Annotated in this window: 24 protein-coding genes; all 24 read right to left on the reverse strand. The window is 49.7% G+C overall.

Annotated elements, in window-relative coordinates; all coding sequences use genetic code 11:
• Window positions 1–2: 2 nt before the first annotated feature.
• The 24 genes from H9Q79_RS09345 to H9Q79_RS09460 all read right to left on the reverse strand — a co-directional run bounded on the left by H9Q79_RS09345 (window position 3) and on the right by H9Q79_RS09460 (window position 14,182).
• Complete coding sequence (locus H9Q79_RS09345; protein WP_249328152.1) at window positions 3–296, reverse strand: hypothetical protein; 294 nt, start codon at window positions 294–296, stop codon at window positions 3–5.
• 45 nt (window positions 297–341) lie between these two features.
• Entirely contained in the window at window positions 342–590 is a 249-nt protein-coding gene (locus tag H9Q79_RS09350) for a hypothetical protein (protein WP_249328153.1), read from the reverse strand.
• Window positions 527–970, reverse strand: a complete 444-nt coding sequence (locus H9Q79_RS09355; protein WP_249328154.1) for a Rossmann-fold NAD(P)-binding domain-containing protein — start codon at window positions 968–970, stop codon at window positions 527–529. The genes H9Q79_RS09350 and H9Q79_RS09355 overlap by 64 nt, the downstream gene beginning before the upstream one ends.
• A 39-nt stretch (window positions 971–1,009) precedes the next feature.
• Complete coding sequence (locus tag H9Q79_RS09360) at window positions 1,010–1,846, reverse strand: major tail protein (protein WP_249328155.1); 837 nt, start codon at window positions 1,844–1,846, stop codon at window positions 1,010–1,012.
• Window positions 1,846–2,382, reverse strand: coding sequence for a hypothetical protein (locus tag H9Q79_RS09365; RefSeq protein ID WP_249328156.1), 537 nt, complete (start codon window positions 2,380–2,382; stop codon window positions 1,846–1,848). Before H9Q79_RS09365 ends, H9Q79_RS09360 begins: the two co-directional genes overlap by 1 nt.
• Entirely contained in the window at window positions 2,383–2,721 is a 339-nt protein-coding gene (locus H9Q79_RS09370; RefSeq protein WP_249328157.1) for a phage tail protein, read from the reverse strand.
• A complete protein-coding gene (locus H9Q79_RS09375; RefSeq protein ID WP_249328158.1) occupies window positions 2,718–3,110 on the reverse strand; it encodes an HK97-gp10 family putative phage morphogenesis protein in 393 nt (130 codons plus the stop codon). The genes H9Q79_RS09370 and H9Q79_RS09375 overlap by 4 nt, the downstream gene beginning before the upstream one ends.
• Window positions 3,097–3,417: a hypothetical protein gene (locus H9Q79_RS09380; RefSeq protein ID WP_249328159.1), complete on the reverse strand. Its 321-nt coding sequence runs from the start codon at window positions 3,415–3,417 to the stop codon at window positions 3,097–3,099. Before H9Q79_RS09380 ends, H9Q79_RS09375 begins: the two co-directional genes overlap by 14 nt.
• The gene (locus tag H9Q79_RS09385; RefSeq protein ID WP_456341160.1) at window positions 3,365–3,691 is read right to left on the reverse strand and encodes a phage head-tail connector protein; all 327 of its coding nucleotides are present in this window, start codon (window positions 3,689–3,691) and stop codon (window positions 3,365–3,367) included. The genes H9Q79_RS09380 and H9Q79_RS09385 overlap by 53 nt, the downstream gene beginning before the upstream one ends.
• 18 nt (window positions 3,692–3,709) lie before the next feature.
• Window positions 3,710–4,087, reverse strand: a complete 378-nt coding sequence (locus H9Q79_RS09390; RefSeq protein ID WP_249328161.1) for a hypothetical protein — start codon at window positions 4,085–4,087, stop codon at window positions 3,710–3,712.
• Window positions 4,084–5,244, reverse strand: a complete 1,161-nt coding sequence (locus H9Q79_RS09395; protein ID WP_249328162.1) for a phage major capsid protein — start codon at window positions 5,242–5,244, stop codon at window positions 4,084–4,086. Before H9Q79_RS09395 ends, H9Q79_RS09390 begins: the two co-directional genes overlap by 4 nt.
• Before the next feature lie 36 nt (window positions 5,245–5,280).
• Window positions 5,281–5,943, reverse strand: coding sequence for a head maturation protease, ClpP-related (locus tag H9Q79_RS09400; RefSeq protein ID WP_249328163.1), 663 nt, complete (start codon window positions 5,941–5,943; stop codon window positions 5,281–5,283).
• Window positions 5,930–7,201, reverse strand: coding sequence for a phage portal protein (locus tag H9Q79_RS09405; RefSeq protein ID WP_249328164.1), 1,272 nt, complete (start codon window positions 7,199–7,201; stop codon window positions 5,930–5,932). The genes H9Q79_RS09400 and H9Q79_RS09405 overlap by 14 nt, the downstream gene beginning before the upstream one ends.
• Window positions 7,201–8,952 carry a terminase large subunit gene (locus tag H9Q79_RS09410; RefSeq protein ID WP_249328165.1) on the reverse strand — a complete coding sequence of 584 codons (1,752 nt, stop codon included), beginning with the start codon at window positions 8,950–8,952 and terminating at the stop codon, window positions 7,201–7,203. The genes H9Q79_RS09405 and H9Q79_RS09410 overlap by 1 nt, the downstream gene beginning before the upstream one ends.
• Window positions 8,952–9,419 (reverse strand): phage terminase small subunit P27 family, encoded by a 468-nt coding sequence (locus H9Q79_RS09415; RefSeq protein WP_249328166.1) that lies wholly within the window; start codon window positions 9,417–9,419, stop codon window positions 8,952–8,954. The genes H9Q79_RS09410 and H9Q79_RS09415 overlap by 1 nt, the downstream gene beginning before the upstream one ends.
• A 92-nt stretch (window positions 9,420–9,511) precedes the next feature.
• Entirely contained in the window at window positions 9,512–9,934 is a 423-nt protein-coding gene (locus H9Q79_RS09420) for an HNH endonuclease (RefSeq protein ID WP_249328167.1), read from the reverse strand.
• An 85-nt stretch (window positions 9,935–10,019) separates the two neighbouring features.
• Window positions 10,020–10,433 carry a type II toxin-antitoxin system HicB family antitoxin gene (locus H9Q79_RS09425; RefSeq protein ID WP_249328168.1) on the reverse strand — a complete coding sequence of 138 codons (414 nt, stop codon included), beginning with the start codon at window positions 10,431–10,433 and terminating at the stop codon, window positions 10,020–10,022.
• A gap of 47 nt (window positions 10,434–10,480) precedes the next feature.
• Entirely contained in the window at window positions 10,481–10,651 is a 171-nt protein-coding gene (locus tag H9Q79_RS09430) for a type II toxin-antitoxin system HicA family toxin (RefSeq protein WP_249328169.1), read from the reverse strand.
• A gap of 523 nt (window positions 10,652–11,174) precedes the next feature.
• Complete coding sequence (locus H9Q79_RS09435) at window positions 11,175–11,591, reverse strand: hypothetical protein (RefSeq protein ID WP_249328170.1); 417 nt, start codon at window positions 11,589–11,591, stop codon at window positions 11,175–11,177.
• A complete protein-coding gene (locus tag H9Q79_RS09440; RefSeq protein ID WP_249328171.1) occupies window positions 11,482–11,736 on the reverse strand; it encodes a hypothetical protein in 255 nt (84 codons plus the stop codon). Before H9Q79_RS09440 ends, H9Q79_RS09435 begins: the two co-directional genes overlap by 110 nt.
• Window positions 11,729–12,178, reverse strand: coding sequence for a hypothetical protein (locus H9Q79_RS09445; RefSeq protein WP_249328172.1), 450 nt, complete (start codon window positions 12,176–12,178; stop codon window positions 11,729–11,731). The genes H9Q79_RS09440 and H9Q79_RS09445 overlap by 8 nt, the downstream gene beginning before the upstream one ends.
• Window positions 12,179–12,290: 112 nt before the next feature.
• A complete protein-coding gene (locus H9Q79_RS09450; protein ID WP_118643307.1) occupies window positions 12,291–12,509 on the reverse strand; it encodes a hypothetical protein in 219 nt (72 codons plus the stop codon).
• Window position 12,510: 1 nt separating this feature from the next.
• Complete coding sequence (locus H9Q79_RS09455; protein ID WP_249328173.1) at window positions 12,511–13,896, reverse strand: SNF2-related protein; 1,386 nt, start codon at window positions 13,894–13,896, stop codon at window positions 12,511–12,513.
• Window positions 13,886–14,182, reverse strand: coding sequence for a VRR-NUC domain-containing protein (locus H9Q79_RS09460; RefSeq protein WP_118643305.1), 297 nt, complete (start codon window positions 14,180–14,182; stop codon window positions 13,886–13,888). Before H9Q79_RS09460 ends, H9Q79_RS09455 begins: the two co-directional genes overlap by 11 nt.
• Window positions 14,183–14,345: the final 163 nt, after the last annotated feature.

Raw genomic sequence — 14,345 nt, forward strand, 5'->3', positions numbered from 1 at the left:
TCTTACTTCGTCAAATATGTGATCAGTTCTTTCTGTTTTTCCTTTTTCCGGATCTTCCGCTGCAGGTCCTGTCTTGTCTGCCCTCCGATTCTCTGTACTCGGTTCCAGACTGCTCTCGCAATCCCCCAGGCTGTCAGGATGATAACCAGCGCTAGAATTCCTCCGGCGATATTCCCGGATGCAATTCCTCCAGCAATTCCGGCGATCACTACGGCTGCCGGAAAAAGGACTTCGTACATTTCATTTTTTAATGCAAACCAGATAGCCCGAAAGGGCATCAATATTACTTTTTTCATGGCATTTCACCTCTGTTCTGTAAGGCAATTATACCATGATTTTTCCTATAAATCCAGCAAAGATACTACTTTTTTCGGTTCCTCGAAGGTTGCCCGTCTCATGCGGATGTTGTGCATTTTCTTGTATTGCTCAAAAAGATCACACCACTTCCCGTAATACATGCAGGCAACCTCTTTTTCCCGGTATCCCAGTTCCAGGGCGACAAATAAAATCCACGCAAAATCCAGAATTACCCGTTTCTGTCCGCCGTCTCCTTCTCCTGCGTGGCTGTCCCGTTTTTTCTCCGGAAGCACCTCATCATTTCCGCGTGGAGTTTTTCTCCCAATACAGCCGGCGGCATGTCTGCTTTCTGCAGCAGCTCCTTGCGTGTCACAGACCTGATTTCTTTCCCGGTCATATCCGCCTCCATTTCCAGACCGGCGGTTACCATCAGGTGCAGGGCATCCCCCAAGTCTGCAATCTTCGGCATCACATAGCGCCCGATGGGAACGCCTTCCTCGTTCAACACATACTCCCCGTTCTCATCTTTTTTCTGTTCAAACGGCATGAGGCGGTTTTCGAATTCTTCGACGCTTCCATATTTGTCCTGGACGACTTCCAGCACTTCCATGCCGCATCGCAGGGGGAATTTTTCTCCTGACAGGGTAATGTAGCTTAATTTATCGTCAAACATGGTTTCTCCTATCCGGGCGGGTTGTCCCCGCCCTGCTGGTTATTCTGCTTTCGCCGCAACCGTAGCTGATCCTGCTTTTTTTGCGGTCCCGCCTTCTGTGGTCACCTCTGCGACAACGATCTTTTTCCCGGTTTCCGCCGTGATCTCGCTGGTTCCGTCCCAGGACGTCCATCCCGTGGACGCATTGCACACTTCGTTGTAGGCCGGCATGGTCTCATCCTCTGTGATTTTATAAAAATAGCTGTTACTCTGCCCTTTTTCGGGCGTTACTGTCAGTTTGGTCTTTCCAACTTCTGTTTCGCTTGCTGCGCTCTGGACCTGCAGGGTCCCGATAGAGTACCCAAATTTCCCGTAAATCCAGGTCATCGCCTCCTGCTCCGTTTTAAAGGTTGCCGTCTCTTTCCATACACCCGCATCATTCGCAGACGCCTTTCCCGAGATCGACGGCGTTTTAAACGTGATAGAGTCTCCTTTCGTTTCCCAGCTATCCGACGGGTCTCCGAATTTTACCTTCGGCAGGAATATCGCCACAAAAGTCCGCACGTCGTCAATAATTTCCGGCGCAACGACCGCCATAGCGACGTTACTGTTCTGATCGTCTTTGTTGTAAACTACTGCTCCGCCTGATACTTCTGCAGCGTGTCCGAAAATCGGCTTCATGGCCGCAATCGGGATTGTTGACGTCCCCAGCGTTACATCCGCATTCGTAAATTCCTTGACATATTCCGCCTGCCCGTCATCCGCACTCAGGCTTGCTTCGGCAAAATTTGTGGTGATTTCCAGGGATATTGCCTTTCCCAGCGCCATCGGTTCATCGTATGTTCCGTCGTCTCTTGCGCTTGCAAAAATCGGTTTCCGTAATCCAATATATGCCATTATATTTCTCCTTCCATCCCGGCCTTCTCCTTCAGCCAGGAAAGTGCTTCGTTTCTAGTTCCAAATCGCTTCGTTGTCCGCCATTCCCCGTTTTCATCCGGCTCCGCGATGCCCTCCAGCGCCGGGGTCTGAAAGTCTACCGTCTCCCCTCTTGTGCCGGACGTCCCGGCGGCTTCCCACAGTTTCGCCTGGTGTATCCAGATAGCCTCATAGGTTACGCGGTCGTCTACGATCCGTGTCCGCATTAGCCCGAGTCCGATCAGTCCGGATTCGTCTCTGTCCCTGGACACCCCATCACTCTCGCCAAGGGCTATTGCTCTTGCTGTGTCGGGCAGGTCACTGGTTGTCAATGCAATATCTGCATAGGCAAATTCTTTTTTCTGCCCCAGATCGTTGATGTCTGTATACCCGGATGTATCAATATAATTCGGTGTGATCTCTGCCTCCACCGCTTTTCCCACCAAAATCCCGTCATAATACTCCGGCCCGTCCCGTTTCCGGGCCATAATCGGATAGGCCAGCCCGATATATGCCATTTATGCGCCCTCCTCTATGATGTCGCACTCAAAAATGATGTGCCGCAGCTTCTCATCATCTTCCGTCATCACTGTGATTTCTGGAAATGTAAATCCCTGTCCGAAGAGTGCCCGCCGCACTTTATTCTTCAAGCCAATAAAATCATCGTCGATGGGTAAAAACAGATGCACCTGGACGCTGACGATCACTGCTCCCGGATTGTCATCTGAAAAGTCAGCTCCATAATCGTCTGCGTAATTGTACGTAAACCACCTCGGTGCTTTTTCACGGTAGACATCCGGCGCGTGCGGGAATCCAAACGGTTCGATAGCAGTAATAATTTTTTCAAATGTATTCACAGGTCTACCTCCCGGTCAAAAACTTCCTGCATTTTCCGGCATACATCCTCTTCCGATTCCCTGACGGCCGGCGAAATAACCGGAGTGGCAGCCTGTTTCGATGTGCCGTTTTCCAGATAAACCATTTTTTCCATATTGCTCACGCCCTTCCTGTCGTTTCCAGTAGGACGCACGCTGATGCTGTATCCATCCCGCCCCCGCCTTGCAGTTGTCGGTTTGATGGAGCTTTGCATATCTCCGCTGACCCGATGCAATGCCTCACGTCTCTTCACATTCTTTTCTAGTATCGGCACGGCTTCCTCCAGCATCATCGGAGCGATGCGGTCAAATTCCAGGTCACTCAGATCTTTCATCAGGTTGTCCAGTCCCTCCACGCTAAATTGTGCCACGCTCTCTCCTTTCCCCGGTTAATTGGATCATCAGGGATTTATCCGTCCGGAAGGTCCGTCGGATGTCGTAGACGTCGCCTGTTGCTTCATCCACAAAAAACGATCCGCCGTTATAGTTGCAGGCCATAATCTCCGCGATAACACTCGCCTGGTATCCGCTTTGGTTTCCTACAATTTCATCCTGCCTGGTAGCGTCCTTCAGGCTGGCCGGTATGCCGCGGATAAATTCCCAGTGCTCTTTCCGGAATCCACTTTCATTCTGCTCTATTACCTTCCTGGTCGGAAGGGATATACTCCGATTCCACATCCTTTTCATCCTCCAGTGTCAGCCGGAACACCCGTTTCCGGTATAAATCCAGGTATTTGTCCGTATCTGTCCGGTCGTTCCCCAGGTATGCCTTGACATATAAAGTTACAGCTGTCTGGGTCTGCGGGTGTAACTTTCCCGTATCCAGCAGCCATTCTGGTACGCCGGAGGCGCGCATGTCTTCCATGGCGTCTTTTATGTACATTTCAATTTCTTCGTCATATACCGTGATTTCCGGCGGGATCCCGCACCTCATTTTCACTTCCTGCAGCATGCACGCCTACCTCCTTTCTCATGCCTTTGGTTCAAAGGTTGCTCTGGCAAAGTTAAACGTCACAACTTCCGTACCGTCAACCAACACGGCGAAAGTGTCCCCGGCCGTTACGCGGAACACGTTATTCGTTTCCCAGGCAATGTCTGTCTTGGTAGCCTTCCCGTTTTTCTTAAATGTCATCTTCTCTCCGGTCTGCGTCAGCGCGAAGGGGAAGAAATGCCCCTCCTGTTCGGACGCTTTTGTATTGTTGAATCCGGTGTAACCGGTCACATAATGGAATGTACCGGTTACGGTTCCATCTTCAGCTACAAACAGGTCGGATGCCAGCTCCCCAGCGGTCTTTCCGTATAAGTCCTGACCTGCCGCCGGTATGGTCATAATGTCAGGACTGATCATTCCCCCACTACGCTCTCATCAGTAATGGTGATTTCACCGTTCACAATTGCCGACAGGTCTTTCGCTACACAGTCCTCGCGCTCAATCGCCCGGAACAGCGTCAGGTCTTCTTCGAATGCATTCAGCGATCCAGCAGATGCGATGTTCGAGGTCATAATCGTGAGCTGCTTCCGGTCGAAAAATTTTACCGCTTCCTTCAGGTCTCCAATAACCATCGGGATCTTCCGGGTTTTCGCCGTGGCGGTATCAGACGGCATGTCCGCATTCGGCACCACAAACACCGGGATGCGGGTTGCGCCGGCGCATACGATCATCTCCATAGGCTGTGCCGGATTCGGCTGCAGGATATATTTCCCGTCGTTGTCTTTCAGGGTGTCCAGATACTGCAGGCCGTCGTCATTGGTCACCAGCCGGGAGGTTGCCTTAAAAGCCTGTCCCAGCGTAACGTTCAGGGCCTTTTTGATGTCGTCCAGTCCGGCCAGCGCCGTCTTTCCCTTTGTGTTGATCACTCCCAGGATCAATTTGTTCCTGGTTACGCGGGAATCGTCCCCGATCCATGCGGTCAGTGTTCCGGTAATATTAGCATCGCTGTCTTCCAGCAGTTCATTAGTTACTGGAAAATATCCGGCGTATTTGTCAATCTCATAATTAATACGCTCAAACTGTGGTGTATTTCCGCCCGGGATCTTCGCGCCTTCTCCCACCTTTGTAAATCCCGTCTGCTGGGAGCGTTTCTTGTAGGTCCGTGATCCTTTATCTGTGGTGACATTTTCCACATCCACCAGGTCGATCAGGGATGTTTTCGCCTCCCGGTAAGTGTTGATCTGGGTCTGGACGTCCTCTGGAACCGTATAACCGCCGTCTGCGGCTGTCCCTTCATTCATGGAATTCCGGAACCCGTTTCTGGCCGCGTCGGCAAACTCTTTGACGGCATCCTTTTCCTCCACATGTTTTTCAGTTCCTTTTTCGATCTGCTGCCGCATTGTGGAAGCCGCCCCGTCCTCAATGTCTTTCAGCAGGTCAAACCTATCCTGCATCTCTTTCAGTTCCTGTTTGGCCGCTTTTGCTTCTTCCAGCCTGTTCTCGCCCACCAGATTCCTTACTTCCAGCTTTTTCGCTTCGATCTGGTCCAGCAGTTCCAATAATTTTTTGTTCATGGTTTTTCTCCTTTTCTTGGGATAAAATAAAAGGTCTCAGATCCCGTAGAGATCCAAGTCCTCCAGTAACTCATTTCTTTCTTTTTCTTTCTCTTCTCTCTCTTTCATGGCCTTCTGACGGATTTCATCCGTTAGCCACATGCCGCTGTATGCGTTGGTCAGGATCCCTGGCTGCTGATCCGTCATAATTCCATCTACAAATCCATATTCCAAGCATTGGTTTGCTGTGAGCCAGGTCTCACGATCCATCAGTTTTAAGATCTCTTCCATCGATTTTCCTGACTTTTCAGTGTAAGCACTTGCCATAGCCGCATTCATCTGCTTCAGGATCTCAGCATTTTTCTGCATGTCGTGGTAGTCACCGGACGCTCCACTCATAGATACGTTGTGAATCATAATCATGGCTACCGGGCTAATCAGGCATCTGCCCGCCATAGCCACCACGCCTGCGGCGCTTCCGGCCATACTTTGAATCTTGATCGTTACCTGTCCATTGCCTTTCAATGCGCTGTACATCTCCTGTCCAGCAAATACAGATCCCCCGCCGGAATTTATTAGTACATCAATAACCTCATCTTGCGCGGCAGTCTGCAGGATGTCTTTCACATCCTTTGGGCAGGTCGCCTCCATTCCAAACCAATCATAGATCCATTTATCATCGTTTCCGACGATATCTCCGCGAATATTAATTACTGCCACTTTCTCCACCTCCCTTCTCATACTGTTTTCCTACGTCTGTAATCGGGATATAGTTTCCGTTTACCATCAAGATATCCCCGCCTTTCTCAGCCGGAAGATCCAGGTAATCTCTTGCTTCATTCGGCTTATAGATCCCGTTATTGACCGCTTTCGCGAGATTTTCCATCTGGGTTTTGCTGTCTGTCCGAAGGATGGCCTTTTCGTTAAATTTGTAAAAATATTCATCCGTGATCTCCTGCGGCAGCAACACTTTCCCATTTATCTCTTCCTCGTACATCTTCAGGCGATAGGACATCGTATCCACTAAAAAAGCCAGCTGCTGTGTCTCACTGTTCGCATAGCTGGACTTTTCATAATTGTTGATCTGGTTCGGCTTAATTCCGAAAGCGCCGGCGATCTGCAATGCGCTGTATTTCCGCAATTCAAAAAACTGCGCGTCTACCAAAGACATATTCAGCGGCGTTAACGTCAGAGATGTCGGGACTGGGATAACCTTCCCTGCGTTTTTGGGGCTGGAAAGAAGGTCCGCAAACTTTTTCTGCAGCGCTTCTCGTTTCTTGTCCTCTAGGTCTCCTACATACTGCATGGCCATACTGGCTGTCAGTCCCTGCTTATACAGGCGGTTCATATAATCCTGGCTTTCGCTTGCTCCATCCACCGTTGCCCGTAGGATGTCCCGCACCGGCATACCGGTGAATCCGTCGAAGCTGTACCAAGTTTTAAAGTGCATGACCTCGCTGTTCCGAAACATATACTGTTTCCCTGTGCGCGGATCACTGTATTTGTAGTATATGTTTCCGGCATTTCCGAACAATCCCAAATCGTCCATGATCGGTGTCACGTAATTACTCTGCATGGGCCACATGTCCAGGAAATGGTATTCGCCTCCATACGTAGACGGAATAAATTTCGTTCGCATCCAGATGTAGCCGTTGCCGTAATGCTGGCAGTTTTGTTCCACAGCCGTCCACATGGTAGTCGGCGTCATAAACGGGTTTGGCCGGATCGTCATCAGGACACCTGCCTCTGTAGTCGGTGCCCGGATTCTCCCCCGCTCTGTCTGCTGATAATATTTTAGCGGCAATTTCCCGATTGTCTCCGACAGCATTTTTAGGCATGTGAAATAGGTTACCTCTGCCACTGCCTTTTTATTGCTCGGCGTAATTCCCAGCCATTCCAGCAGTTCCTTTTCTTCCAGGCTCACCGTCGGCCTGGACAGTTCTTTTGCTGCATTTTTTATTCTTTTCCAGATTCCCATTACCAGTCACTCTCCAAAAATTTGTCAATTGCTTCTGCGGCGGCAGAATAGAATTCGTGATACATTGCCAGTTTGTAAGCACACAAGACAGCATCCACGGGGTCAATCCGTTTTGTGGTGGCATCTTTGTCTATCTTGATCAGCCCATTGCTCCGTCGGATTACAGCATTGCTCATAGCAAAATTCAAGACCGGATTGTAGGTATACAGGATATTTCCCGAATAGACCTGCTCTCGGAAGCCCTGCGTGGATTCGTTCAGGGATTTATGGCTTTGATATACCTCTTCTACTTCATACCCTTCATCCGACAGGTCCATCATCAGTTTACTGGCATTTGCCGGATCAAAGCAAAGCGTTTCAATCTCCCATTTATTTTTCTTACAGGTTTCCAGCACATACCGCATAACCGTCCCCTGATCCACAATCGGTGTATTCGTCACAGTTAAAAATCCTTCCCGCTCCCAAGCATCATATGGCGCTTTATCCTTCTTTTTCCGTTCCACCAGCTTTTCCCGGCTTGGAACGAATGAATGGGAAAAGACAATATACTTTATAACTGGTTTCCCTTCCGGATCCTGCTCTGCAGATTCAAACGGTATCACGAACGCTACAGATGTCAGGTCAATTTTTGCAGACATATCAAATCCGACATAAACCGGCATCCCCTTTGTATCTATCGGGATCGCGTCTACCTGGCAGGTTTTCCACTTTCCCATGTTCATGTAGCCATCCTCTTTGGCCATGATCCAGACGTCCATGCATTTTGTCAGAAAGGCGCTCATGTGCTCCGGCACTTCGCTGGCAGTCTTGTACGCCTGCCGCAGCTTATCTCTCCCGCCTTCATAGCTCATCCGGATCGGGTTTGCTTTCTCCCACAGTTTTTCATCTCCCAGGTTGTCCAGGTTTTCGTAATCTTCTGGGTCCAGCTCGCAGATGTCAATCAGGTATTCGTCATCTTCTATGTCCGTGTCCGGGTCCAGAACGCGGGAACAATATTGATATTCCGCAACATAGCAGGGACAGTTCAGATCCACGCCCGCCGTCGTAATGATCATCAAAAGAGGCTCCTTCGTGTTGCCGCCCAACCCCAGATCATAAAATTCCGTTGTCGGGTGTTGGTGGAACTCATCAATGACCAGCAGGGCGGGGTTGGTACCGTCTCCACTCTTCCCGTCCTCTTTTGACAGCGCTTTGATGTAGCTTCCGGATACCGGATGGGTAATAGCGTCCTTCGTAATCCGAAATTTCGTCCGGAGTGGAGATCTCTGCAGCATCAGGGCCGCCTCGTTAAACACGATTTTCGACTGGTCCCGTTTGACCCCGGCCGTATATACCTCGCAGACCTCCCCGTTTTTTACGGCTGTCACAGACGCCTCATACAGCGCGACCCCTGCCTCTTCCTGAGATTTTGCGTTTTTCCGGGCGATTTGGGTGTAGCTTTTCCGGAACCGGCGCAATCCGGTATCTTTCCGCACCCATCCATACAGTTGGCATAGCCGGAACTTCTGCCAGGGCGTCAGCAGGATCGGCTCTCCGGCTAGGTCCCCCTTGCTGTGGTACAACATGGAAAACCAATCCACAATGTTCTGCGCCGCCTGTTCGTTCCAGGTGTATGGGTATTCCGGATCGCTTTCCGCCCGTTTTCGGTCATTTAAAAACCGCTGGCAGGACCAGCGGTGTTTTTTGCAGCTCATGATTTCTCCGGAGACGCAACTCTCTGCATATTCTGTGATTTCTTCCAGGCAGTTCATCAGATCCCTCCGAATTTCTTTTTGATCTGTGTTTCTACAGCATCCGTTTTCTTTGCCGCCGCTTTCATCCGGGAATCCATAGTCAGCCCGCAAAGCGCGGCATAGGTCTTCGCCTCGGCCAGAAAATCCTTCTGCACAAGTACCAGCGGATGTTTTTTCCCATCATCAGTCGTAAATGTTCCGCTCTCTTTCAGATCCTGCGTAGCCTTCAGGTACTGCGCGAAGGCATTGCAGTAACAAAGCAGGTTGTTACGATCCAGATCCCCGAACAGCTTCTGTTCTTTCAACAGTTTCACAGACCTTTTCCACTCTTTTTTCGCGTTTTCGTCAAAAAACATCGTATCCGGCGGAGTCCGAAGGGACGTTTTCCCGCCGGCCGCCATTTCCTCTTCAGCCAGGCGTTTCTGCATGTCAATGACCCGTAAATGGCCCTTTTGCTCCGAGACCGGTTTCCTTGTCCGTCCCATCTTCTCTCCTCCTTTCCGGTTAAAAATTTTTTATTTAGAATTTTGCGTAAGGAAGGGAGGACGTGCGGTCGGTGGCGGCTCTCCAAAACTTTTCAGATACCCCCTACCCTTTTCAATTGTCTGAATTGTTTTAACATTTCCTGCATTTTCCGTATCATTCCCGCCTTATCCTTTCGGTACATCTGCTCGATTTCGCTGTGCGTATCATGATGCAGGCTCATCAGGTTGTCTCCATCGACTCGCCGTTCCCAGCCGTCCTTCAGCGGGACGATATGGTGGGCGGTGTCCGCTCTCCGGATCTCCCCGGTTGTCATGTACACATAGACATCTATCCCTCCATCCGCTTCCAGCGCTGCATCTCTTGCGATCTCCCACTCTCTGCTGTCATAAAATCCTTTGCTCTTCCTGTCGCGGCTGTATCGGTCATACTCCTGGTGTCGTGCCTTCTGGCAGGGGCAGCGGCTTCCGGCTTGTATTCGCCTGCCGCATCTGCTACATCGTTTATAGATTGACATCCCGCTCCTACCTCCTTTTTGCGCATGAAGAAAGCACCCCGGAGGGTGCCTTCTCTCAGATACACTATATCAAAATTTTAGCTAATTACCTGCTTACCCCTAACTTAGCCATCAAAGCTTCCTGAAGCACTTTTGACACATTAATGTGCGCCTCCTCCGCTTCTCTATTCAACCAATTAGGTAAAGTCACATTTCTTCGTACTGTTTTGACGTCAACTTTTCGCCGATAGACATCAAAATCAATATCCACTAGGGAAATTTGCCCTTCCCCGTCCTTTGCAAACGTGCCTTCATTGAATTTAATTTTGTGATAATCAGATGGTTCTGGAATGCTTTCCCCATGATCCTGCATTGAAATGCCAGTTAAGCCAATTGCATCACGCGCCATTTCGATTGCATCTTGTAGATCTTTTCCTTCGGTTAAAATTTCCAAATCTGGGACCTCTACCAAAACCACTGTATCCGTTTGTGTGAAAATTACTGGATAGACAGCTTTCATAAGATTTTCCTCCTAATACCCCGATAAATAGATTCAGCTGGGGAGCTTCACGCTCCCCACTTCCTCAGAATTGCCTTTGCCAACCGTTCATCAATCTCTTTATGCCGTGGCACCTTCTCGGTTTCTCCCCCACGTCTGTATATATCATGATTTCCTCCGTGTCTCTCAAAGATGAAGCCAGCCTGCTCAAGCTTTTTTATCAGGTCCCGTTGTTTCATAAACTAGTGTATCTCCTTTCTGATTATATTATACACATTAGATACACATTTGTCAACAACTTTATATGTATTTAATACACATTTTTATATCAAAAGACACTCAGGGGAGTGAGTGTCTTTGCGGGGTTATTATTTTATTTTGCTGGCCAGTGCCCTGCGGCGTTGCCCTGTAAGCAGGTCCGTCTTATGAGGGATCACCAGCCAATCGGCAGCACCCGGAATCGAACCGGGACCCAGGGCGCTACCCTGTCCACCTGCCATTGGTGGGATGCCCCGAAAATGACCCAGGGCCCGAAGGCCACCTGGGTACGTTCCTCCGATATCCTCAGATTCAGAGACAAAGGAATGCTTGGATTGCATAAATCCTACTCCCATTCGGGAACCCAGCCCCTGTGCCCGCTGGTGATCAACTCCAGCGGGCCAACAAACACATTAAGGAGGGAAAGAAATCAACATGGTCTTTTATTCATTTCTTTCAGCTTACACTATAACACAGACCGAGTGTGTACTTCCATGTACTCTTTTACATTTTGAAATGCTGAAGAGCTCTGCCATGCACTTTATGAATACCCTTCCAGCTGTAGCACATCTTCACAGCAATCTCCTCCCATTTCAGTAGGTGTATGTACCGATACCGCAGGACCATCTTCTCGGTCTCATTGGGCATTTTCTCAATCTTCTGCGTGATCTCCCGCCTAATCGTAATACGCTTCTCTAACTGCTCTTTCAGATCATTCATTAGCCTGTCCATTGCAGCCGCATATCCGGACAGATCCCCGATGCCGGACCCGTGGGGCATCCCATCATTAACGACCGCCGGCATCATGGTATCAAGTCGGAGCCGAGTAATCTCTTCTTCGATCTGCTTCTCCGATCTGACCGCATCCCGGTACCGCATCAGATACTCCTTCTTCGCTTCGTTCTCTTTTTTCACGTCCACCGGCATCACCTCCTGTCATATCCCTGTATCTCCTCCCGATCCGAAGCGCCGGTACGTCTCTGGCCTGCTCCAGCAGCTTCCGGGCCAGCGACGGATTCATCTGATACTCCCGCGCCATATCGGTTATTCGGGATTCATCAATCATAGCCCACCTCCCCACCCAGTAAAAACTGTTTTTCTTCCAGCCGTGCATAGACCGTCTGCCCATTATTGGTCTGAATATACGGCAGAAATACTTCTTCAAATCTGGCCATTTCTATGTCAATAAGCGCCATCTGGGCTTCTACCCAGTCTTTAAGTATTCTCCAGGCTACTCGCTCCGCCTGTTCTCGCGTATCTTTAATCTGTTTACGTGGATTTTCACGTTTCTCTTTTCGTAATACATTGAGACAGGCATCAATCCTCGCAGGTAAACTTATCGGTATTTGCTGTACCCCATTATCAATCAAGAAAGAAATACCGATTATGGATTTATTTTCGTACTGTTTTAAGATTGACTTTGCTTCATGCATCATTAAAATATACTCTATTTCTGACACTGTTTTGAAAGCATCTATTGTGGTTGTATAATTTAAAATCGCCATCATTTCCCTCCTTTCCGCTGCCGCCGCCCCCGGCAGCCTGAATCTGCGGAATCTAAAGGTTGAGGGTTTCCCCTTTCTAAATAATTTTTATTGTTATTGGGCGGAATTAACATCGTCATACAATCCCGTGTCTCCATACATCATTGACACAGCCACGGTGAAAGAACAATTGTGATCCGCGTTTTGTCCTCACATACTCGACACTGCCTAATTCGTCGGCAGAAGTAATGACCCCGCCGCAGCCCTGGCATCTGACCTTACAGATCATCCGTTTATGTACATCTGCTTGTCCTGTAGGCTCGCCCACAGCCCTTATCATTTTTGCTATATCCATGCTATTTTCCCTCCTTGATTGCTTTGATCCGGGCTTTTAAGGACTGCATGACCCAGTTTTGTACATCGCTTTTTTTCTCCAAAGCCTGCATCACGTCCTCATCCCGGGTTCCTGCGCAGACGAGATGGTGGATGATCACTTTTTCAGTCTGCCCCTGTCTATGCAGGCGCTTGTTCGCCTGCGTGTACAACTCATAATTCCAGGTAAGGCCAAACCAGATCACGTGATTGCCTCCCTGCTGCAGGTTCAGCCCATAGGCCGCACTGGCCGGATGGGCAAGAAGGACATCCACCTTTCCGGCGTTCCAGTCGTCCTCATCCCGGACTGTTTTCAACTCCCGGACTCTCAGCCCTGATTTTTTCAACACATCCAGAATCCGGGCTTCATCATGCTGAAAACTATAGAACACCAACGCCGGCTTCCCCTGCAGGGACTCGATCAGTTCCAAGAACGCCTCGATCTTGCAGGTATGTACCTCGTGGACGCCGTGGTCATCGTCGTACAATGCCCCATTAGCCAACTGCAAAAGCTTGTTGCTCAACGCCGCCGCACTGGTCACACTAATCTCTTCTTCATCCTCCGGCAGCTCCAGAACCATCTGGCGCTCCAGGTCGTGATAGGCTTTCTCCGCTTTGGGATCTAATACCACAGGGATCTGGTGGTAAGTGAGATCCGGCAGCTGCAGATAATCCTCGGCTTTCATGCTGATGCAGATATCCGCGATTCGGTCCAGGATGCTTTCTTCGCTCCCAGGCTTCGCCTTGTAGTTATACACCATGCCGTCCGATCCGCGGCGCCCCGGATCAAAATACCGTTCCCGGAACTGCGTATACCGTCTCCCCAGGCGTTCCCCGCCGTCCAGAAGAAACACCTGTGCCCACAAATCGTCCAGCCCGTTCGGAGACGGCGTCCCAGTCAGCTCCACCAGCCGGTCTATTTTGGGCATTACCGCCGCCAGGGCTTTAAACCGTTTGGCCTTGTGGCTCTTAAAACTGCTGGACTCATCCACCACCACCATATCGAATGGCCAGGCGTTCCGGTAGTAATCTACCAGCCAGCAGACATTCTCCCGGTTGATGATATAGATGTCCGCCGGCGTATTCAGCGCCCGGATCCGTTTTGCCTGGCTGCCCAGTACCGGGGACACCCGAAGGATTTTCGTGTGATCCCATTTATCCTTCTCCTTCGTCCAGGTCCCTTCCGCTACTTTTTTTGGCGCGATCACCAAGACCTTCCGAACAGCGAACCGGTTATACTTAAGCTCCCGGACGGCGGTCAGGGTAGTGACCGTCTTGCCTAAACCCATATCCAGAAATAGTCCCAGCTTCGGAATCTCTATGATTTTATCAATGCAGTGTCGCTGGTAATCGTGCGGTTTAAATTCCATAGCCCATTTTCCTTTCGCATTCTTCCAGAAAGGCGTCCACTTCCTGGATTCCATGCAACACCCGGACGTCCTGACCCAGTTTTCTCAATCGGCCGATTTGTAGTTCCTGCAGCCGGCTGAGTTTCCCTGTTTCGGTTTTCAATTCCACAAAGCAGGGTCGCTCTCCCGGCAGGATCACTATCCGGTCTGGCACCCCGTCATTCCCTGGGCTTACCCACTTATACGCCCGGCCGCCCAGCCTTTTTACCTGCTCCACTAAAACTCTCTCAATCTCTTTTTCCAGCAATCTATTTTCCTCCCACGTCTACAACTTTCTCACGCACGCGTATATGACGTATATTCATTAGGCGCGTTAGGTAATATTAGGCGCTATTTTATTACCTATTTTTTTTATTTATATAGATAGTTTGTAGACATTGTAGATAAATACTAATTTTTATTGATTCTAT

It is taken from the genome of Wansuia hejianensis (genome assembly GCF_014337215.1).
In the GTDB taxonomy this organism is placed as follows: Bacteria; Bacillota; Clostridia; order Lachnospirales; family Lachnospiraceae; genus Scatomonas; species Scatomonas hejianensis.